This window comes from Streptomyces sp. NBC_01171 (genome assembly GCF_045039805.1).
In the GTDB taxonomy this organism is placed as follows: domain Bacteria; phylum Actinomycetota; class Actinomycetes; order Streptomycetales; family Streptomycetaceae; genus Streptomyces.
This window is the reverse complement of record NZ_CP108609.1, coordinates 2,999,970-3,019,044: the sequence shown is the minus strand read 5'-3', so window position 1 is coordinate 3,019,044 and position 19,075 is coordinate 2,999,970. Positions and strand designations below refer to the sequence as shown.

General features: G+C 72.2%; 16 protein-coding genes. 8 read left to right on the top strand and 8 right to left on the bottom strand.

The features are described 5' to 3' along the window. The first annotated feature begins 12 nt into the window (after positions 1-12). A complete protein-coding gene (locus OG448_RS13785; RefSeq protein WP_399569589.1) occupies positions 13-708 on the top strand; it encodes an NUDIX hydrolase in 696 nt (231 codons plus the stop codon). 57 nt (positions 709-765) lie between these two features. Beyond that, a complete protein-coding gene (locus tag OG448_RS13780; protein WP_405553904.1) occupies positions 766-1,965 on the top strand; it encodes a MarP family serine protease in 1,200 nt (399 codons plus the stop codon). 12 nt (positions 1,966-1,977) lie between these two features. On the opposite strand, the gene OG448_RS13775 is transcribed toward OG448_RS13780, so the two are convergent. The 6 genes from OG448_RS13775 to OG448_RS13750 all read right to left on the bottom strand — a co-directional run bounded on the left by OG448_RS13775 (position 1,978) and on the right by OG448_RS13750 (position 9,814). Next, positions 1,978-2,160, bottom strand: coding sequence for a hypothetical protein (locus OG448_RS13775; RefSeq protein ID WP_405553902.1), 183 nt, complete (start codon positions 2,158-2,160; stop codon positions 1,978-1,980). Positions 2,161-2,299: 139 nt separating this feature from the next. Then, the gene (locus tag OG448_RS13770) at positions 2,300-3,235 is read right to left on the bottom strand and encodes an alpha/beta fold hydrolase (RefSeq protein ID WP_405553901.1); all 936 of its coding nucleotides are present in this window, start codon (positions 3,233-3,235) and stop codon (positions 2,300-2,302) included. Next, positions 3,232-3,711 (bottom strand): phage holin family protein, encoded by a 480-nt coding sequence (locus tag OG448_RS13765; RefSeq protein WP_161191980.1) that lies wholly within the window; start codon positions 3,709-3,711, stop codon positions 3,232-3,234. Before OG448_RS13765 ends, OG448_RS13770 begins: the two co-directional genes overlap by 4 nt. Before the next feature lie 54 nt (positions 3,712-3,765). Then, positions 3,766-5,208 carry a Na+/H+ antiporter NhaA gene (gene nhaA, locus OG448_RS13760; protein ID WP_405553898.1) on the bottom strand — a complete coding sequence of 481 codons (1,443 nt, stop codon included), beginning with the start codon at positions 5,206-5,208 and terminating at the stop codon, positions 3,766-3,768. A 152-nt stretch (positions 5,209-5,360) separates the two neighbouring features. Continuing rightward, complete coding sequence (gene acs, locus OG448_RS13755) at positions 5,361-7,316, bottom strand: acetate--CoA ligase (RefSeq protein WP_405553897.1); 1,956 nt, start codon at positions 7,314-7,316, stop codon at positions 5,361-5,363. Between the two features lie 125 nt (positions 7,317-7,441). Then, positions 7,442-9,814: a bifunctional SulP family inorganic anion transporter/carbonic anhydrase gene (locus tag OG448_RS13750; RefSeq protein WP_405553895.1), complete on the bottom strand. Its 2,373-nt coding sequence runs from the start codon at positions 9,812-9,814 to the stop codon at positions 7,442-7,444. Between the two features lie 348 nt (positions 9,815-10,162). Here OG448_RS13750 and OG448_RS13745 point away from each other — a divergent pair, with 348 nt between their 5' ends. Then, a complete protein-coding gene (locus OG448_RS13745) occupies positions 10,163-11,428 on the top strand; it encodes a hypothetical protein (protein ID WP_405553893.1) in 1,266 nt (421 codons plus the stop codon). 3 nt (positions 11,429-11,431) lie between these two features. On the opposite strand, the gene OG448_RS13740 is transcribed toward OG448_RS13745, so the two are convergent. Then, positions 11,432-12,412, bottom strand: a complete 981-nt coding sequence (locus tag OG448_RS13740; RefSeq protein ID WP_405553891.1) for an ATP-binding protein — start codon at positions 12,410-12,412, stop codon at positions 11,432-11,434. A gap of 129 nt (positions 12,413-12,541) precedes the next feature. Here OG448_RS13740 and OG448_RS13735 point away from each other — a divergent pair, with 129 nt between their 5' ends. Next, the gene (locus OG448_RS13735) at positions 12,542-13,366 is read left to right on the top strand and encodes an oxidoreductase (protein ID WP_405553889.1); all 825 of its coding nucleotides are present in this window, start codon (positions 12,542-12,544) and stop codon (positions 13,364-13,366) included. A 338-nt stretch (positions 13,367-13,704) separates the two neighbouring features. On the opposite strand, the gene OG448_RS13730 is transcribed toward OG448_RS13735, so the two are convergent. Beyond that, entirely contained in the window at positions 13,705-14,535 is an 831-nt protein-coding gene (locus tag OG448_RS13730; protein ID WP_405553888.1) for an HAD family hydrolase, read from the bottom strand. Positions 14,536-15,112: 577 nt separating this feature from the next. Here OG448_RS13730 and ssd point away from each other — a divergent pair. From ssd to OG448_RS13710, 4 genes are read left to right on the top strand one after another with little or no spacing between them, the layout of a single operon-like run. Next, the gene (gene ssd / locus OG448_RS13725; protein ID WP_405553886.1) at positions 15,113-16,219 is read left to right on the top strand and encodes a septum site-determining protein Ssd; all 1,107 of its coding nucleotides are present in this window, start codon (positions 15,113-15,115) and stop codon (positions 16,217-16,219) included. Next, positions 16,216-17,415: a TadA family conjugal transfer-associated ATPase gene (locus tag OG448_RS13720; protein ID WP_405553884.1), complete on the top strand. Its 1,200-nt coding sequence runs from the start codon at positions 16,216-16,218 to the stop codon at positions 17,413-17,415. The genes ssd and OG448_RS13720 overlap by 4 nt, the downstream gene beginning before the upstream one ends. Beyond that, complete coding sequence (locus OG448_RS13715; RefSeq protein WP_405553882.1) at positions 17,408-18,283, top strand: type II secretion system F family protein; 876 nt, start codon at positions 17,408-17,410, stop codon at positions 18,281-18,283. Before OG448_RS13720 ends, OG448_RS13715 begins: the two co-directional genes overlap by 8 nt. Continuing rightward, positions 18,280-19,068, top strand: coding sequence for a type II secretion system F family protein (locus tag OG448_RS13710; RefSeq protein ID WP_405553880.1), 789 nt, complete (start codon positions 18,280-18,282; stop codon positions 19,066-19,068). The genes OG448_RS13715 and OG448_RS13710 overlap by 4 nt, the downstream gene beginning before the upstream one ends. Positions 19,069-19,075 lie beyond the last annotated feature (7 nt).

Below are 19,075 nucleotides of genomic sequence, written 5' to 3'. Positions count from 1 at the left end.
GCAGGGGGTGGCATGACGTACACGCGTGACACGCACGAGGGCCCGGTGGCGCTGCGCAGGGAGGGACTGCCGGGCTGGCTGGAGCCGGTGGCGCGGGCCGCCGAGACGGTCCAGCCGCTCCAGCTCAGCCGCTTCCTGCCGCCCGAGGACGGTGGGGGCCGCCAGTCGGCGGTGCTGATCCTGTTCGGCGAGGGCGAGCGCGGCCCCGAGCTGCTGCTGATGGAGCGCTCCGGCTCGCTGCGCTCCCACGCCGGCCAGCCCTCCTTCCCCGGCGGCGCCCTCGACGCCGTGGACGGCGACCCCAAGACCGACGGCCCGCTGCGGGCGGCCCTGCGCGAGGCGGAGGAGGAGACCGGGCTCGACCCGGCCGGCGTCCAGCTCTTCGGTGTGCTGCCCGCCCTCTACATCCCGGTCAGCGAGTTCGTCGTCACCCCCGTCCTCGGCTGGTGGCGCGAGCCCAGCCCGGTCGGGGTCGTCGACCCCAATGAGACGGCCCGTGTCTTCACCGTCCCCGTGGCGGATCTCACGGACCCCGCCAATCGCGCGACCACCGTGCACCCCAGCGGGTTCCGCGGCCCGGCATTCCTGGTCGAATCGGCCCTCGTGTGGGGGTTCACGGCCGGGGTCATCGACCGGCTGCTGCATTACGCGGGCTGGGAGCGCCCCTGGGACCGGACCCGGCAGGTCCCGCTCGACCGCTGGTCATGACAGGGTGTCGTGCGTGTTCGTTACCGCGGGGGAAGTCGATGGGCGGGGCCTGAAGCGTTGAACGTGCTGGACATCCTGTTGCTGCTGGCCGCCGTCTGGTTCGCGGTCGTCGGCTACCGCCAGGGCTTCGTCGTCGGCATCCTGTCGGTGATCGGCTTCCTCGGCGGCGGCCTGCTCGCCGTCTGCGCGCTGCCCCCGGTCTGGGACGCGGTGACCGACAACGCCGAGGTCGGCACCGTGGCCGCCGTCGTCGCGGTCGTCGTCGTCATCGTGATCGCCTCCGTCGGGCAGGCCCTCACCACCCACCTGGGCAACAAGCTGCGCCGCCACATCACCTGGTCCCCGGCCCGCGCGCTGGACGCCACCGGCGGCGCCCTGGTCAACGTGGGCGCCATGCTGCTGGTCGCCTGGCTGATCGGCTCCGCGCTCGCCCAGACGACGCTGCCCACCCTCGGCCGGGAGGTCCGCGGCTCCAAGGTGCTGGTCGGGATGGACCAGGTGCTGCCCGTTCAGTCCAACACCTGGTTCAAGGACTTCGGCTCGGTCCTCGCGCAGAACGGCTTCCCGCAGGTCTTCAGCCCCTTCTCCGACGAGCAGATCCGCGAGGTCCAGCCGCCGGACCCGGCCCTGGCGAGCAGCGCCGTGGCCACCAGGGCCCAGCGCTCCATCGTCAAGGTCACCGGCACCGCCCGCAGTTGCGGCAAGGTGCTGGAGGGCACCGGCTTCGTCTTCGGCGACCGGCGCGTGATGACCAACGCCCATGTCGTCGGCGGCGTCGACGAACCCACCGTGCAGATCGGCGGCGAGGGCCGCACGTACGACGCCACGGTGGTCCTCTACGACTGGCGGCGCGACATCGCCGTCCTGGACGTGCCCGACCTCAAGGCGCCCGTGCTGCGGTTCGCCTCCGAGGACGCCGGCAGCGGGGACGGCGCCATCGTGGCCGGCTTCCCGGAGAACGGCGCGTACGACGTGCGCGCGGCGCGGGTGCGCGGGCGCATCACGGCGAACGGCTCGGACATCTACCGCCGGGGCACCGTCGGCCGTGACGTGTACTCACTCTTCACCACCGTCCGCGAGGGCAACTCCGGCGGCCCCCTGCTGACCCCTCAGGGCGCGGTGTACGGCGTGGTGTTCGCCAAGTCGCGGGACGACGCCGAGACCGGCTACGCCCTCACCGCCGACGAGATCCGCCCGGACATCGCCCGGGGGCGTACGGCGAACAGCCAAGTAGGTACGGACAACTGCGCCCTGTGAGGTGACGCGGGTTCAGGTGCGCGCGGTGTGACGCAGGCGTACGGAGACCCAGCGGGCCCGGCGGCGCAGGATACGCGGAATCCCCACCCTCGGGTCCGCCTCCGCGAGTTGCGGCGTTCCTGGTTGCGGCGAATCGGGCCCGGAGACCGAGCGTCGTTCGCGGGGTGCGTCACCGTAGTCGTGCGTCCAGCCCATACCCCGACGTGTGCCCCCGCCCCAAGGTCGATAATCGCGTCCGCGCCCCCCGATCGGCCTATGCGTCAGGCATGTGGCAGTTGGGTGAGCAAACGGTCGGAAACGGTCGGGAAAACGGACACTCGGCACATCCGAACGGTCACCGGTCGGGTTCGGGGTCCTTCAGCCAGTTGACCAGCTCGGTGGAGAAGGCCACCGGGTCCTCCTCGTGCGGAAAGTGACCCAGCCCGTCGAACAGCCGCCAGCGGTACGGCGCCTCCACGTATTCGCCCGAACCGGCCGCGCTGCGCGTGCGGGTGACCGGGTCCAGCGAGCCGTGCAGATGCAGCGTGGGCACCCGGACCGGCCGTTTCATCCGCCGGTTGAACTGGATGCCGTCCGGCCGGGCCAGCGACCGCACCAGCCAGCGGTACGGCTCGATCGAGCAGTGCGCCGTCGACGGGATGCACATCGCCCGCTGGTACGCCTCCACTTCGGCGTCTTCCGGCAGGCGCGGTCCGGACCAGTTCCGGATCAGCTCGCCCACCAGCGCGCCGTCGTCGGCGGTGAGCTGCCGCTCGGGAATCCACGGCCGCTGGAAGCCCCAGATGTAGGAGCTGGCCGCCGTCTGCCGGGCGTCCCGCAGCATCGCCGCGCGCCAGCGCCGGGGGTGCGGCATCGACACCACCGCGAGCCGGCGCACCAGCTTGGGCCGCATCGCCGCCGCCGTCCACGCCAGGTAACCGCCCAGGTCGTGGCCGACCAGCGCGGCGTCCGGCTCGCCGAGCGAGCGGATCACCCCGGTGACGTCCAGCGCGAGATTGGCCGGGTCGTACCCGCGCGGGGTGCGGTCGCTGCCGCCGACGCCCCGCAGATCCATGGCCACGGCCCGGTAGCCCGCCTCCGCCAACGCGGACAACTGGTACCGCCAGGTCCACCAGAACTGCGGGAAGCCGTGCAGCAGCAGCACCAGGGGGCCGTCGCCCAGCTCGGCGATGTGGAAACGCGCGCCGTTGGCGGCGACGTCCCGGTGCGTCACCCGCTCCCCGGAGGGCAGGTCGAGGCGTACGGCCGGTGCGGCGGCGGGTTCCGTCATGAGGACGAGCGTGCCACAGCCTTGTGCGCCCGGTCCGCCGGAGGCAGCTCACGCGGGTGCGGCTTGGCCTTCTGGAGGACGCCCGCCGACTGCTTCACGGACGCGGCGACCTTCTGCGGGCCCTTGCTCTTCTTGGCCTTCTTGGCGAACACCACACCGATCAGGGCGAGCAGACCGGCCACCAGCACATTGGCGGCGAAGGACAGCAGGAAGCACACCGCCAGGTTCCAGTGGCTCCAGGTCCGGATGCCGTACGCCAGTGCGAAGTTCAGCATCGGCAGCGAGAACACCAGCACCGCGCCCGCGCCCGAGAAGGCGCCGCCGCTCGCCGCGCCGCGCTTCACGTCCCGCTTGAGCTGCGCTTTGGCCAGCGCGATCTCGTCGTGCACCAGCGCCGACATCTCGGTCGTCGCCGAGGCGACCAGCTGGCCGATGCTGTGTTCGGCGCCGACCGGCCTGCCGTCGGGTGCGCTCATCGCGTTCTCTCCCTCTGCTTGTGGTGCCGTCTTGTTTTGTACCGTCTCGTCAGATCATGCCGGACGACCGTTCTCCTCGCCTGCCCCGCCCGGCACTTCGGCACGCGCGTGGCGCGCGGCGGCGGACAGCCCGGCCGCGATACGCCGGTGCTCGGCGGCCTTCCCCTCATGGATCTCGGCCATGCGCAGGTGGTACGCCGGGTCGTCCTGCTCATAGACGTCGGGGATGCCGTCCTGGTCCTCGTCGCGCTCCTCGTCCTCGCACAGCCGCCGGTACTTGGCGTTGCGCACCTTCAGCAGCACCGTCGCACAGATGGCCGCGATCAGCGATCCGACGAGGACGGACGCCTTCACCTCCTCGGTGAGCACGGTGTCGCCGGTGAAGGCCAGCTCGCCGATGAGCAGGGAGACGGTGAAGCCGATCCCCGCGAGCGTGGCGACCGCGAAGACATCGGCCCAGGCCAGGCCCTCGCTCAGCGAGGCGCGGGTGAAGCGCACGGTCAGCCAGGTCCCGCCGAATACGCCGATCGTCTTGCCGACGACCAGCCCGAGCACGACGCCGAGCGTCTCCGGCCGCGTGAACACCTGGGCCAGCGCCCCGCCGGAGATCGGTACCCCGGCGCTGAACAGGGCGAAGAGCGGCACGGCAAGCCCGGCCGACAGGGGCCGCACCAGATGCTCCAGCCGTTCACCCGGCGACCGCTCCTCACCCTCACGGGTGACGCAGCGGAGCATCAGGCCCATCGCCACCCCGGCGATGGTCGCGTGGACGCCGCTGTTGTACATCAAGGCCCAGATCACCAGCGCCAGCGGCACATACACGTACCAGCCGCGCACGCCCTTGCGCAGCAGCAGCCAGAACAGCGCCAGCGCGGCGACGGCCCCGCCGAGCGCGGCGAAGTCGATCCGGCCGGTGAAGAAGACCGCGATGATCAGGATGGCGAAGAGGTCGTCGACCACGGCGAGGGTCAGCAGGAAGGCGCGCAGCGCGCTGGGCAGGGAGGTGCCGATGACCGCGAGGACGGCGAGCGCGAAGGCGATGTCGGTGGCGGTCGGCACCGCCCAGCCGGCCAGGGAGCCGCCGCCGGTGAGGCTGGTGAGCGTGTACACCAGCGCGGGTACGGCCATGCCGCACAGCGCGGCCACCACGGGCAGCACCGCCGCCTTGGGGTCGCGCAGATCCCCGGCGACCAGTTCCCGCTTCAGTTCGACCCCGGCGACGAAGAAGAACACCGCGAGCAGGCCGTCGGCCGCCCAGTGGGCGACGGAGAGGTCCAGGCCGAGGGCGGCGGGGCCCAGGCGGAAGTGGCTGACGGTTTCGTACGCGTGACTCAGCGCGGGGATGTTGGCCCAGATCAGCGCCGCGACGGCGGCGGCGAGCAGGAGGACACCGCCCAGGGTCTCGGTGCGCAGCGCGTCCGCCACGGCGGTCCGCTCCGGCAGCGACAGCCGGTCGAGTGCCTTGCGGGCGGCGTTGGGGGTGCGGGGCGCGGCCACGGTGGGAACCTCCGGCTGGTGGGCATGACAGAACGCTTGCCGACCAGACTTCCCGGCGCACCTCGAGGCACGGACTGGTGCCGTACTTTGTTTACTTTACCTAAGATCGGGTGTTCCGGCGCGGTCACCGGAACACCCGATCCGGATGCCGCTCAGTCCTCGCTGGACGAAGACGGCAGCTTGGACTGGATGAGCGTCATAACCGTGGAGTCGGTCAGGGTGGTGACGTCTCCGAGCTGACGGTTCTCCGCCACGTCCCGCAGCAGCCGCCGCATGATCTTGCCGGAGCGGGTCTTGGGCAGCTCCGCGACCGGCAGGACGCGCTTGGGCTTGGCGATCGGACCGAGGGTCGCGCCGACATGGTCGCGCAGTTCGGCGACCAGCTTCTCGTCCTCGGCGGCCGAGCCGCGCAGGATGACGAACGCGACGATGGCCTGTCCGGTCGTCTCGTCGGCGGCGCCCACGACGGCCGCCTCGGCGACCGCAGGGTGCGACACCAGCGCCGACTCCACCTCGGTGGTGGAGATGTTGTGGCCCGACACCAGCATCACGTCGTCCACGCGGCCGAGGAGCCAGATGTCCCCGTCGTCGTCCTTCTTGGCGCCGTCGCCGGCGAAGTACTTGCCCTCGAAGCGCGACCAGTAGGTGTCCAGGAAGCGCTGGTCGTCGCCCCAGATGGTGCGGAGCATCGACGGCCACGGCTCGGTGAGGACCAGGTAGCCGCCGCCACCGTCCGGCACCTCGTGCGCCTCGTCGTCGACGACGGTGGCGCTGATGCCGGGCAGCGGCCGCTGCGCGGAACCGGGCTTGGTCTCGGTGACGCCGGGCAGCGGCGAGATCATCATCGCGCCGGTCTCGGTCTGCCACCAGGTGTCCACGACCGGGGTGCGGTCGGCGCCGATGTTCTTGCGGTACCAGACCCACGCCTCGGGGTTGATGGGCTCGCCCACCGAACCGAGCACCCGCAGCGAGGTCAGGTCGAACTGCGCGGGGATCTCGTCGCCCCACTTCATGAACGTCCGGATCGCGGTCGGCGCGGTGTACAGGATCGACACCCGGTACTTCTCGACGATCTCCCAGAAGCGGCCCTGGTGCGGGGTGTCCGGGGTGCCCTCGTACATCACCTGCGTCGCGCCGTTGGCCAGCGGGCCGTACACGATGTACGAGTGGCCGGTGACCCAGCCGACGTCGGCCGTGCACCAGTAGACGTCCGTCTCCGGCTTGAGGTCGAACACCGCCCAGTGGGTGTAGGCGGTCTGGGTGAGGTAGCCGCCCGAGGTGTGCAGGATGCCCTTGGGCTTACCCGTGGTGCCGGAGGTGTAGAGGATGAACAGCGGGTGCTCCGCGCCGAACGCCTCCGGGGTGTGCTCGGCCGACTGGCGCCCGACCAGCTCGTCCCACCACACGTCCCGCTCGGCGTCGAACGCCACGTCCTGCCCGGTACGGCGCACCACCAGCACGTGCTCGACGGTGCCGGCCTTGGCGACCGCGTCGTCCACGGCGGGCTTGAGCGCGGACGGCTGGCCCCGGCGGTAGCCGCCGTCGGCGGTGATGACGACCTTGGCGTCCGCGTCCTTGATGCGGGTGGCCAGCGCGTCGGCCGAGAAGCCGCCGAAGACCACCGAGTGCGCGGCGCCGATGCGGGCCGAGGCCAGCATGGCGATGGCGGTCTCGGGGATCATCGGCATGTAGATGGCGACCCGGTCGCCCTTGCGGACACCCAGCTCCAGCAGCGCGTTGGCCGCCTTGGAGACCTCGTCCTTCAGCTCGGCGTAGGTGAGGGAGCGGCTGTCGCCCGGCTCGCCCTCGAAGTGGATGGCGACCCGGTCGCCGTTCCCGGCCTCCACGTGCCGGTCCACGCAGTTGTAGGCGACGTTCAGCTCGCCGTCCTCGAACCACTTGGCGAACGGCGGGTTCGACCAGTCCAGCGTCTTCGTCGGCTCCTTGGCCCAGCTCAGCCTGCGGGCCTGCTCGGCCCAGAAGCCGAGCCGGTCCGCCGCGGCCTGTTCGTACGCCTCGGCCGTGACGTTGGCGTTCGCGGCCAGGTCGGCCGGCGGCGCGAAGCGTCGCTCCTCCTTCAAGAGGTTGGCCAGGCTTTCGTTGCTCACGACATCTCCCTTTCCCAGGGTGTCCGTTGTGTCCCAGGCCACACCTCATCAGACGTCGGCGCTGATGACAAGGGTGGACCGCAGAATTGGTTTAGACCTTTCTGCGGTCCCGCGCGAGTGGCCGCTCAGACCAAGCTGCCCACCTCCGGCACCTCTCGCACCTCCTCCCTCACGTCCTCTCTGACGTCGTGGAACACCGCGCCTTCCGCCTCGTCCCCCTCGGCTCCTTCGTCGCCGAGCAGGTACGCCCGCGCCTCTCCGACGTGGAAGTACATGCCGTGCAGCTCCAGCGCACCGGCCGCCAGAGCGCGCGCGACCGACTCGTGCGCCCGCAGATGTGCCAACTGCTGCACCACGTTGGCCAGCGACAGTTCCTCCACCGCGTCGGCCACCGGGCGCGGGGCGAGCCGGGGCCGCTCCGGGTGCCCGTCGGCCAGCCGGGCCAGGCTCGGCTCCCCGTACCTCAGCCACCGGCGCAGCGGGGTGGGGGCGCCGCCGGGCTCGGCGGCGAGCAGGGCCTGCATCGCCCCGCACCCGGAGTGCCCGCACACGGTGATCGACCTGACCCCGAGCACGTCCACCGCGTACTCGATGGCGGCGGCCACCGAGTCGTCTGCGTGCTCCTGGCCGGGCGGCGGCACCAGGTTGCCGACGTTGCGCACCACGAACAGGTCGCCGGGGCCGCTGGCGGTGATCATCGAGGTGACGAGCCGGGAGTCGGCGCAGGTGAGGAAGAGCTGCGAGGGCCGCTGTCCCTCCCTGGCCAGCCGGGCCAGCTCCTCCCGCACCAGCGGGGCGGTGTTCCGCTGGAACGAGCTGATGCCACGGGCGAGTTCATGGGTGTCGGGACGTGAGTCGCCCGCGCTGTCGGCGGCGACGGTGCTCCTTCGCGCGGCCGCCGGCATGTCACACCGGTGGTTGCGCCACGGTGTCCAGGGCCGGCACCGGCAGACGGCGGAGGACGGGGCGCCCGCGCTCCGCACCCCGGTGCGCCGGTCCTTCAGCTCGGCGGAGCCGCCCCGCGCGGTGTGGGAACTCCGCCAGTCCTGGAGCGACTCGTACGCCGCGTGGTCCATGAACGAGCCGTCCAGCTCGACGACGGCACGGGTGCCGTGGGGGACGTGGTGCAGGGTTCTGCTGAGCCGGGGCACGGCGAGGAACGTCAACTGGCCGCGCACCCGGACGTGATGGACTCCTTCCTTCTCCTCGTGCGTGATGCGGGTGTGGGTGAGGCGGTGCAGGGCGAGGGCGACGGCCACGGCGATCCCGAGGAGCACGCCCTGAAGGACACCGAGGCAGACCACGCCGAGGGTGGTCGCGGCGTACACCGGCACCTCTCGGTGGCGGGTCACCGTGCGGATGTGGTTCAGGGACACCATCTGGATGCCGACGGCCATCACCAGGGCGGCGAGCGAGGCGAGCGGGATCTGCTCCAGGAGCGGGACCAGCAGCAGGGCGGCGATCACTACGAGAGCGCCGTGCAGCATCGTGGAGTTCCGGCTCACCGCGCCTGAGTTGACGTTCGCCGTGCTCCGTACCGCCACCCCCGCGACCGGCAGTCCGCCGAGCGCGCCGGAGACGATGTTGGCCGCGCCCTGGCCGAGCAGTTCACGGTCGAGGTCGGAGCGCGCGACGCGGGCGGCCCCGGTGCGGCCGGCGGCCAGCTTGTCCACGGCCACCGCGCCGAGCAGCGACTGCACGCTGCACACCAGGGTGGTGGTGAGCACCGCGGCGACGATGCCGAGCGTCGGACCCTGGGGGAGTCCGGCCAGGGCGTGGCTGCGCCAGGACGGCAGGTCGACGCGGGGCAGGGTGAGCCCGGTCAGCGCCGCCGTCACGGTGGCCCCGACGACGGCGACCAACGCGGCCGGAACCTTGCGCAACAGGCTGCCCACGGGGTCGGGGATGCGGGGCCACGCCAACAGCAGGGTCAGCGTCAGTGCGCTGATCACCAAGGCGGCCGGGTCGAGGTGGGCCAACTGTGCCGGGAGCGCGCGCAGGTTGGTCAGGACGGAGCTGTCCGGCCGGCCGCCGAGCACGATGTGCACCTGGGCCACGGCGATGGTGATGCCGATGCCCGCGAGCATGCCGTGCACGACCGCAGGGCTGACGGCGAGCGCGCCGCGCGCGACCTTCAGGCAGCCGAGGCCGAGCTGGGCGAGTCCGGCGAGGACGGTGATGCCGCAGGTCGCCCGCCAGCCGTACTGATGGATGAGGTCGGCGGTGACCACGGTCAGACCGGCGGCGGGCCCGCTGACCTGCAACGGACAGCCGCCGATCCGGCCGGCGACGATCCCGCCGACCGCCGCGGCGACCAGGCCCGCCTGGAGCGGGGCGCCGGTGGCCAGGGCGATGCCGAGCGAGAGCGGCAGGGCGATGAGGAACACCGCGATGGACGCGGAGAAGTCGGCGCTCTCGACGCGGAAACGGTGGCGCCGGGGTGGTGGGGTGGGGTGGGGCGAGGAGTGCTCGGTACGGGGTGGTGCGCAGGCTGACATGTTCCCGTCTCCTCCGGGGCAGCGCGGTCGCGGTCTGGGGGGTCCCGCCAGGGGCGGGGGGTTCGGTCGCGGCCGTGGGTCACGGCGTACAGCGGCGGGATGGTTCAACGTTCGGTAAACGAACCGTAATCCAGAGTAAAGGCTCGGCATATCTTTTCGAAGCAAATGGCACATATGTGCACTCGGTCGGGTGACGCAGGCATTTCATCGGCTTGTCGTACTAATTCCTTCTCGACCCCATGCGACTTTGACGGCACCGCCGGGAGGAATCCGGCGCATCACCAGAAAACGCCCTCATCGGCGTTCGCCTGAGAGTTCGCCCGAGAGAAGGAAGAAGGTGGGCGGAACATGGCCGCCACCCAGAGGATCGCCGTCTGTGCCATGGTCGCCGCTGCCGGTGCCGCGTCCCTCGCCGGTTGCGCCGCCGACTCCGACGGAGCACGGGAAGGCGCGTTCGGCCCGCAGAAAGGCGCCCCGGCTCCCCAGAGCGTCGTCCGGCTGATCGGCGACGGGTCCACCGCGTACACCGGCGCGCAGCCGCACCTGCCCAGGCCCGAGAAGCTGAAGCCCGGTCAGAAGCCGCCGCAGTTCGTGGTGTTCTCCTGGGACGGCGCGGGTGAGGACAGCCAGAAGCTGTTCTCGCACTTCCGCAAGGTCGCCAAGGACAACCGCGCCAACATGACGTTCTTCCTCAGTGGCGTCTACATGCTGCCGGAGGAGAAGCGGGACCTCTACAAGCCACCGCAGCACTCGCCGGGCCGCTCCGACATCGGCTTCAACGACGAGCAGGGCATCGCCGACACCGCCAAGCAGGCGCGCCTGGCCTGGCTGGAGGGCAACGAGATCGGCACCCACTTCAACGGTCACTTCTGCGGCCCCGACGGCGGGGTCGGCCAGTGGTCCGTGGCCGAGTGGAAGAGCGAGATCAGCCAGGCCAAGGAGTTCGTGAAGACCTGGAAGTCCAATTCGGGTCTGAAGAAGTCCTCGCCGCTGCCCTTCGACTACGACAAGGAACTCATCGGCGCCCGCACCCCCTGCCTGGAAGGGCAGAAGAACTTCGTCAAGGCGGCGAGCGAGATGGGCTTCCGCTACGACTCCAGCGGTGTCAACGACCAGGTCTGGCCGAAGAAGAGGGAAGGTCTCTGGGACCTGTCCATGCAGCTCGTGCCCTTCCCCGGCCACACCTTCGAGCAGCTCACCATGGACTACAACTTCATGGTCAACCAGTCCGGCACCCGGACCCAGGGCGATCCCGACAAGTTCGCCCTGTGGGGCGACGAGATGCGCGACGGCCTCCTCAAGGGCTTCGACCGCGCCTACGACGGCAACCGCGCGCCCCTGATCATCGGCAACCACTTCGAGTCCTGGAACGGCGGCACGTACATGCGCGCCATCGAGGACGTCGTCAAGAACGTGTGCAACAAGCCCGACGTCCGCTGCGTCTCGTTCCACGAGCTGACCGACTGGCTGGACGCCCAGGACCCGCAGACCCTGGCCAAGCTGCGCACCCTCGAGGTGGGCGAGGCGCCCAAGCAGGGCTGGGCGTCCTTGCTCTCCGGCCGCCCGGCCCCGGCGCCGAAGGGCGTCCCCGGGGCGCCGGCCGCCAGGCAGTAGGCGTCAGACGGGAGTCGCCACGCTCTCGCCGAGCACGAAGCCGGGGTCGATCTGCGCCGCCAGGTCGGCCCCGGTGCGCTCGTTGCCCCATGACTGGGCGTTGCGCAGATGGAAGTGGACCATCTGCCGGGTGTAGCGCTCCCAGTCCCGCAGCTCGTAGGTCGCGTCGGCGGCGGCCCGGAGCGTCTCCAGCGCGCGGACGTTGCCGTCCTCCAGCAGGCCGAAGCGCGGCGGGCGCCCCTTCTCCATGGCGCGCACCCAGTCCGAGTGCCCGACCGTCACCAGCAGGTCGTCCCCGACCTCCTCGCGCAGGAAGTCGACGTCGTCCGGTCCCTGGACCTTGTTGCCGACGACCTTCAGCGTGACGCCGAAGTCGCGGGCGTACTCCTTGTACTGGCGGTAGACGGAGACCCCTTTCCGGGTCGGCTCGGCGACGAGGAACGTCATGTCGAAGCGGGTGAACATGCCGGAGGCGAAGGAGTCCGAGCCGGCGGTCATGTCGACCACCACGTACTCGCCGGGGCCGTCGACGAGGTGATTCAGGAACAGCTCCACCGCTCCGGTCTTGGAGTGGTAGCAGGCGACCCCCAGGTCGGCGTCGGTGAAGGGGCCGGTGACCATCAGACGGACGGCGCCGCCGTCGAGTTCCACCGGACGCGCGCAGGCGTCGTAGACCGCGTCGGGCTCGCTGATCCGGACCAGCCGTGAACCCGTGCCGGGCGGGGTGGTCTTGATCATCGTCTCGGCCGAGGCGATGCGGGGGTTGGTGCCCCGCAGATGGTCCTTGATCAGCGGCAGCCGGTCGCCCATCGCGGGCAGCGCCGCCGCCTGGTCCTCGTCGAGGCCGAGGGCGGGTCCGAGGTGCTGGTTGATGTCCGCGTCGATGGCGACCACCGGGGCTCCGGCGGCGGCGAGATGGCGGATGAAGAGGGAGGAGAGCGTGGTCTTGCCGCTGCCGCCCTTCCCGACGAAAGCAATTTTCATGTTCACGAAGGGTAGTCAGGCCGTAGCTGTATGTGCCAGGAAGAAGGTGAACGTCACTCCTTCGAGGGGTGTGAGGGCCGAAGAAGGGGTGCCGGTCGGCCAAAGGCGCGGGCGCGTAGGGTCGACCTCATGAGTACGACAGGAGCGACCGCAGATCCGCTCGCGGCACTGGGCTCGCTGCCCGGCGTGCCCGACTCCGTGGAGTCCGTGCGCAAGGCCGTGGACCGGGTGTACGGACACCGGATCATGCGCCGTCGCAGCAACGCCATCACCTCCGAGGCGGCCCTGCGCGGCGCCCGCGGCTCGGCGGCGCTGTCCGGCGCCGACTGGGCGCTGGAGGAGGTGCGGCGGCGCACCGACTTCAGCACCGGCGACGAGGCGCGCGTCATGGGCGCGGCCCTCCGGCTCACCGCGGAGGCCGGGCAACTGCTGTCCATCTGGCGGCAGTCCCCGCTGCGGGTGCTGGCCCGGCTGCACATGGTGGCCGCCGCGAGCGACACCGACGAGGTCGGCCGGCCCCGCCAGGCGGGCGAACTCGCCGACGAGCCCCTCATCGAGCTGCCGCTGCCGGACGCTCCGGAGGTGTCCGGACGCCTGGACGGCCTCGCGGAGCTGATCATCGCCGGGTCCTCCGCGCCCGCGCTGGTGACGGCCGCCGTGGTGCACGGCGAGATCCTCGCGCTGCGTCCCTTCACCTCCCACAACGGGCTGGTGGCGCGCACGGCCGAGCGGATCGTCCTGATCGGCAGCGGCCTGGACCCCAAGTCGGTGTGCCCGGCCGAGGTCGGCCACGCCGAACTGGGCCGCGCCTCCTACCTCGCCGCGCTCGACGGGTACGTCTCCGGCACCCCTGGCGGCATGGCGGCCTGGATCGCCCACTGCGGGCGGGCGGTCGAGCTGGGCGCACGCGAGTCGACGGCGGTCTGTGAAGCCCTCCAGCGCGGAGCGGCCTGACCCCTCACACATGGTTGCGGCGGTACGAGTTCTCGTACCGCCGCTGGCATGTCCACCTGGTTACCAAGCGTCCTCGATATGTTGCTCATCAGGTCGGGGTCTTTGCCCGGCCCTGGTGAAGCAGGCCCGTAATCGACGGTCCGACGTCGCGTGGGTGCCCAGTGTTCATGCAAGGTCCGTGGGGCCAGATGCGTAGTGGTAGGGAATCCTCGCGGATGTCCTTGGTCCCGCAGGCCGTAATCCCTTTGTACTGCAACTTCGTGACAAGCGGTACCCCTGCCCGTATTTCTTTACTTTCACCTTCAAATATGGGCGAATCGGGCAGGGGGAGGGGCTGCTCAGACTGTGGCGCCCCGGCGCTTGCTGGCGTACCAGACGAGGCCCGCGGTCGCGGCCGCCGCGCCCAGGGCCGCCGCCGCGACGACCGCCGGGCGGGGTGCGTGGAGCGAGGGCAGGCGCTGCTTGAGCCGGACCGGCTTGCGGAACTCCAGCACCGGCCAGCCGCGGGAGACGGCCTCCCGGCGCAGCGCGCGGTCGGGGTTCACGGCGTGCGGGTGACCGACGGCCTGGAGCATCGGCAGGTCGGTGGCCGAGTCGCTGTAGGCGAAGCTGCGGTCGAGGTCGTACCCCTCGGAGGCGGCCAGCTCCCGGATCGCCTCTGCCTTGGTGGGACCGTACGCGTAGTACTCCACCTCGCCGGTGAAGCAGCCGTCCTCGCCGACCACCAGGCGGGTGGCCACCACCCGGTCGGCGCCGAGCAGCTCGCCGATCGGCTCCACGACCTCCGCGCCCGACGTGGACACGATCACGACGTCCCGGCCCGCCGTGTGGTGCTCCTCGATCAGGGAGGCGGCCTCGTCGTAGATGATCGGGTCGATCAGGTCGTGCAGGGTCTCGGCCACGATCTCCTTGACCTGGCGCACGTTCCATCCCCGGCAGAGCGCGGAGAGGTACTCCCGCATGCGCTCCATCTGGTCATGGTCCAAACCGCCGGCCAGGAAGACGAACTGGGCATATGCGGTGCGCAAGGCCGCTCTGCGGTTGATCAGTCCGCCTTGGTAGAAGGACTTGCTGAAGGTGAGCGTGCTGGACTTCGCAATGACCGTCTTGTCCAGGTCGAAGAAGGCCGCTGCGCGAGGCAAGGAGTGGTTTTCCACGTCCCTGAGCATAGGCGCCCACCATTCGGCGTAAGGTGTGGCGTGTGGGTTTGCCTGAGAAGCCTCTCGGGTACACCATGGAAGTCACGGATCGTTCGCGACCGTGCTAACCCCGGTCCGACTCCTCCCCCCCCGAGTCGGCCGTGGGGACGACCCCCGCTCTCCCCCCCGGCGGGGGTCGTCGCATGTCCGGACGCGTTTTCCCTCTCCTTCGGCTGGTACGAGACCGGCATCGGGCGGCTGCGGCCGCCCTTTCGTCATGCCCACGATTGATTACTTACGGTAATCATCAGGGTGCGCTCGGAAACTCGTACACAGTCCGTGCCGACGTCACCGGTATGAGTGACGAAGTTATTCACAGGCGCTCGGTCGTCCACAGTTTTTGACCAAGATCCACACGATTTCGCGGTTCGCCCCATCGTGATTCCAGCGCTCCTGATCCGGACCCGTTCATGGCCGGATCGCAATGCGGAGTGCGTTTGGCCGGTTTCTGTCGGCCGTTCATATGGAGGCCGTTACCGGTTCTCCACATCTTCGGAATCGCGCGGCCGAGAGAGCGGCGCGGAAGTCGCAGTGAAGGGGGAACACCATGACCGGAACCGTCGCGCACGATCCGCCTCCGGCCACGGCCGGACGACCGGGACGGCCGCTCATCGTCACCGAGGACGCGGCGCTCCTCGACGATCTGCTGCGCCTGTGCGCGGCGGCCGGCGCCACACCCGAGGTCCACCACGGCGTCCCGGACCACGGCGGGGGATGGGACGGCGCGCCGCTCGTCATGGTCGGGGACGACGCCGCCCGCCGGGTGTGCGGAGCCACGCGGCGGCGGGGAGTGGTCCTGGTCGGCCGTGACCAGGACGACCCGGACGTGTGGAAACGCGCGGTCGGGATCGGCGCCGACCATGTGCTGATGCTGCCCGACGGCGAGCAGTGGCTCATCGACCGCATCGCCGACGTGGCGGAGGGCGTCGGCCGCCCCGCCCTCACCGTCGGCGTCATCGGCGGCCGGGGCGGCGCCGGAGCCTCCACCCTGGCCTGCGCCCTCGCCGTCACCTCCGCCCACCAGGGCCTGCGCACCCTGCTCGTGGACGCCGACCCGCTCGGCGGCGGACTCGACGTGCTCCTCGGCGGCGAGACCGCGGAAGGGCTGCGCTGGCCCGCCTTCGCCGCCTCACGCGGCCGAGTCGGCGGCGGCGCACTGGAGGAATCCCTGCCCGAACTGCACGCGCTGCGCGTGCTGAGCTGGGACCGGGGTGACTGCGTGGCCGTACCGCCCCAAGCCGTCCGCGCGGTGCTCGCCGCCGCCCGGCGGCGCGGTGGCACGGTGGTCGTCGACCTTCCGCGCCGCCTGGACGACGGTGTCGCGGAAGCCCTGGCCCAGCTCGACATGGCGGTGCTCGTCGTCCCGGCCGAGCTGCGCGCGCTGGCCGCCGCCGGCCGGGTCGCCTCCGCCCTGGGCATGGTCGTGCGGGACCTTCGGGTCGCGGTCAGAGGGCCGTACGGGCCGGGGCTGGACGAGGACGAGGTGGCCCGGCTGCTCGGGCTGCCGCTGATCGGCACCGTGCCCGCCGAGCCCGCGCTGCTGCGGTCCCGGGCCACCGCCAGGCCGCCCGGCGTGACCGGACGCGGCCCGCTGTCCCGGTTCTGCACCGCCTTCTGGGAGCAGGCGCTGACCGACGCGGGAGGCCCCCGATGACGCTTCCCGGACTCGACCGGGCCGACGGCGCGGCCCTCCTCGACGGCGTCCGGCGCAGCCTCGCGGAGAGCGGCGCCGACCCCACCCCCGCGCGCGTGGCGCAGGCGCTGCGCGAACAGGGCCGGGTGCTGGGCGACGCCGAGGTCCTGGGCGCGGCCGAGCACCTGCGCTCCGAACTCGTCGGCTCCGGCCCGCTGGAGCCACTGCTGGCCGACCCGAGCGTCACCGACGTGCTGGTCACCGCGCCGGACCGGGTGTGGGTCGACCGGGGCGGCGGCCTGGAACTGACCCCGGTCACCTTCCCGGACGCCCCGGCGGTCCGACGGCTCGCGCAACGGCTGGCCGCCGTCGCCGGGCGCCGCCTGGACGACGCCCGGCCCTGGGCCGACGCCCGCCTCCCCGACGGGACGCGGCTGCACGCGGTGCTGCCCCCGGTGGCGGTCGGCTGCACCTGCCTGTCGCTGCGCGTGGTCCGGCCCCGTGCCTTCACCCTCGGCGAGCTGGCCCGCGCGGGCACGCTTCCGCCGGGCGGGGAGGGGCTGCTGCGGGCGCTGGTGGGGGCGCGGCTGTCCTTTCTCGTCAGCGGCGGAACGGGCACCGGCAAGACGACGCTGCTGAGCGCGTTGCTCGGGCTGGTCGGGCCCGGTGAACGGATCGTGCTGGCCGAGGACTCGGCCGAGCTGCGGCCCGACCACCCGCATGTCGTCCGGCTGGAGACACGGCCCGCGAACCAGGAGGGCGCCGGACTGGTGACGTTGGAGGACCTGGTCCGGCAGGCGCTGCGGATGCGGCCCGACCGGCTGGTCGTCGGGGAGGTGCGCGGCCCCGAGGTGGTGCATCTGCTGGCCGCGCTCAACACCGGCCACGAGGGCGGCTGCGGCACCGTGCACGCCAACGCGGCCGCCGACGTACCGGCCCGCCTGGAGGCGCTGGGCACGGCGGCCGGGCTCGACCGGGCCGCGCTGCACAGCCAGTTGGCGGCGGCGCTCTCGGTGGTGATCCACCTGGTACGGGACCGGGCCGGGCGGCGCCGGATCGCGGAGGTCCATGTGCTGGAGCGCGACACCTCGGGGCTGGTCCGGACGGTACCGGCGCTGCGGTGGGGCGAGCGGGCCTTCGTGCCGGAGCGCGGCTGGGAACGCCTGCGGGAGCTGCTGTCCGACGGGTCCGGGAGCGAGGGGGCCGGCGATGCCTGACGTCGGCGTGGGAGAGACGGCACTGGGCGCGGGGCTGGCCTGCGCCGGGGGCGTGGCCTGGGTGCTGAACACACGGCACCAGGGGGTGCGGCGGGCCAGGCTGCTGTTCGCGGGCGGTGGAGTGGTGGACCCCGGGCCGACGCCTTGGGAGCGAAGCCTCGGTGAACTGCGGCGGCTGCACGAGCGGGTGGGCGCAGAGTGGTGGTCGCTCGTGGCGGGGCTGGTGCTGGCGCTGCTGGGGGCCTCGGTCATCCCGGTGGTGGCGGGGGCCGCCGGGGTGCCGGTGCTGCGCCGGGTCGGGAAGGCGCGGCGGGCCCGGCTGGTGCGGGAACGCCGGGCGGACGCGGTGATCGCCCTGTGCGGGGTGCTCGCCGGGGAGGTCCGCGCCGGCCAGCAGCCCGGCGAGGCCCTGCTGCGGGCCGAACGGGACTCCGGGGGCCTGGGCGAGGCGCAGGCGGCCGCGATCGCGGCGGCGCGGTTCGGCGGCGATGTGCCGGGCGCGCTCGCCCTGGCGGCCCGGCAGCCGGGCGCCGAGGGGCTGCTGGGACTGGCCGCTTGCTGGCGGGTGGCGGTGGACCAGGGAGCGGGGCTGGCGGCCGGTCTCGACCGGCTGGAGAGCGCCCTGCGCGCGGAACGGGACCAACGCGCAGACCTGCGCGCCCAGTTGTCCGGTGCTCGCGCCACGGCTGTGCTGCTGGCGGTACTGCCCCTGTTCGGGCTGCTGCTGGGCGCGGCCATGGGCGCCGATCCACTCCGGGTGCTGCTGCACACCGGGGCCGGGCTGGGCTGTCTGGTGGCGGGAGCGGTGTTCGAGGGCGCCGGGGTGTGGTGGGCGGCCCGGATCGTGCGGGGAGCTGAGGCGGCATGAGCGGGGAGTTCGTCCACAGCCTGGGGGTGGCCGTGGGGATGACCGTCGCCCTCGGCTGGACGGGCCACCGGCTGGAGCTGGTGCGGCAACGGCGCCTGGCGCGGCGGAGGGTGGCGGGGCTGCTGGCCGTGGAGCCGCCCGGGGCGGGTCGTCCCCTCGCGGTCGCCGACGCGGCCCGGAAGTGGCTGCCGGTGGCCGGGGTCGGGTGCGGGGCGTGGGCGGTGGTCGGCGGGGTCTTCGGGGCGTTGGCGGGGCTCGGGGCCGGTGTGGCGCTGTGGCGGTGGCAGGAGCGCCGGGCGGCGGCGCGGCCTGCTGCGGAGCTTCTTGATACGGCCGCCGCGTCTCGCCAACTCCCGCTGGCTGCCGAACTGCTGGCCGCCTGCATCGAGGCCGGGGCCGGGCCCGTGGTCGCCGCCCAGGCAGTCGGGGAGGCGCTCGGGGGCCCGGTCGGCGACGCGCTGGCGCGGGGCGCGGCGGAAGCCCGCCTCGGCGGGGAACCAGCCGATGCCTGGGCCCGGTTGACCGCCCTGCCCGGCGCCGGAGCCCTCGCCCGCCTGCTGGAGCGGGCCGACCGGTCCGGGCTCCCGGCGGCCGAACCCGTGGCCCGGCTCGCCTCGGACGCCCGATCGGAGTCGATACGGGCGGCCACGGTCCGGGCGCGCCGGGCGGCCGTACTGATCTCGGCGCCGGTCGGGCTGTGCTTCCTCCCCGCCTTCATCGCGGTCGGCGTCCTGCCCGTGGTGATCGGCCTCGCGGGCGGCGCGATGGGAGGAGGTGGGCCCTGACCGACCG

What these genes read in the sequence shown, in the direction of transcription:
- OG448_RS13735 (WP_405553889.1), top strand. Translation starts at nt 12,542, where the DNA reads ATGAGTACGACAGGAGCGACCGCAGATCCGCTCGCGGCACTGGGCTCG.
- OG448_RS13765 (WP_161191980.1), bottom strand. Translation starts at nt 3,711, where the DNA reads ATGAGCGCACCCGACGGCAGGCCGGTCGGCGCCGAACACAGCATCGGC.
- OG448_RS13770 (WP_405553901.1), bottom strand. Translation starts at nt 3,235, where the DNA reads ATGACGGAACCCGCCGCCGCACCGGCCGTACGCCTCGACCTGCCCTCC.
- OG448_RS13710 (WP_405553880.1), top strand. Translation starts at nt 18,280, where the DNA reads ATGAGCGGGGAGTTCGTCCACAGCCTGGGGGTGGCCGTGGGGATGACC.
- OG448_RS13750 (WP_405553895.1), bottom strand. Translation starts at nt 9,814, where the DNA reads ATGTCAGCCTGCGCACCACCCCGTACCGAGCACTCCTCGCCCCACCCC.
- OG448_RS13730 (WP_405553888.1), bottom strand. Translation starts at nt 14,535, where the DNA reads ATGCTCAGGGACGTGGAAAACCACTCCTTGCCTCGCGCAGCGGCCTTC.
- OG448_RS13745 (WP_405553893.1), top strand. Translation starts at nt 10,163, where the DNA reads ATGGCCGCCACCCAGAGGATCGCCGTCTGTGCCATGGTCGCCGCTGCC.
- OG448_RS13715 (WP_405553882.1), top strand. Translation starts at nt 17,408, where the DNA reads ATGCCTGACGTCGGCGTGGGAGAGACGGCACTGGGCGCGGGGCTGGCC.
- ssd (WP_405553886.1), top strand. Translation starts at nt 15,113, where the DNA reads ATGACCGGAACCGTCGCGCACGATCCGCCTCCGGCCACGGCCGGACGA.
- OG448_RS13740 (WP_405553891.1), bottom strand. Translation starts at nt 12,412, where the DNA reads ATGAAAATTGCTTTCGTCGGGAAGGGCGGCAGCGGCAAGACCACGCTC.
- OG448_RS13785 (WP_399569589.1), top strand. Translation starts at nt 13, where the DNA reads ATGACGTACACGCGTGACACGCACGAGGGCCCGGTGGCGCTGCGCAGG.
- OG448_RS13775 (WP_405553902.1), bottom strand. Translation starts at nt 2,160, where the DNA reads ATGGGCTGGACGCACGACTACGGTGACGCACCCCGCGAACGACGCTCG.
- OG448_RS13720 (WP_405553884.1), top strand. Translation starts at nt 16,216, where the DNA reads ATGACGCTTCCCGGACTCGACCGGGCCGACGGCGCGGCCCTCCTCGAC.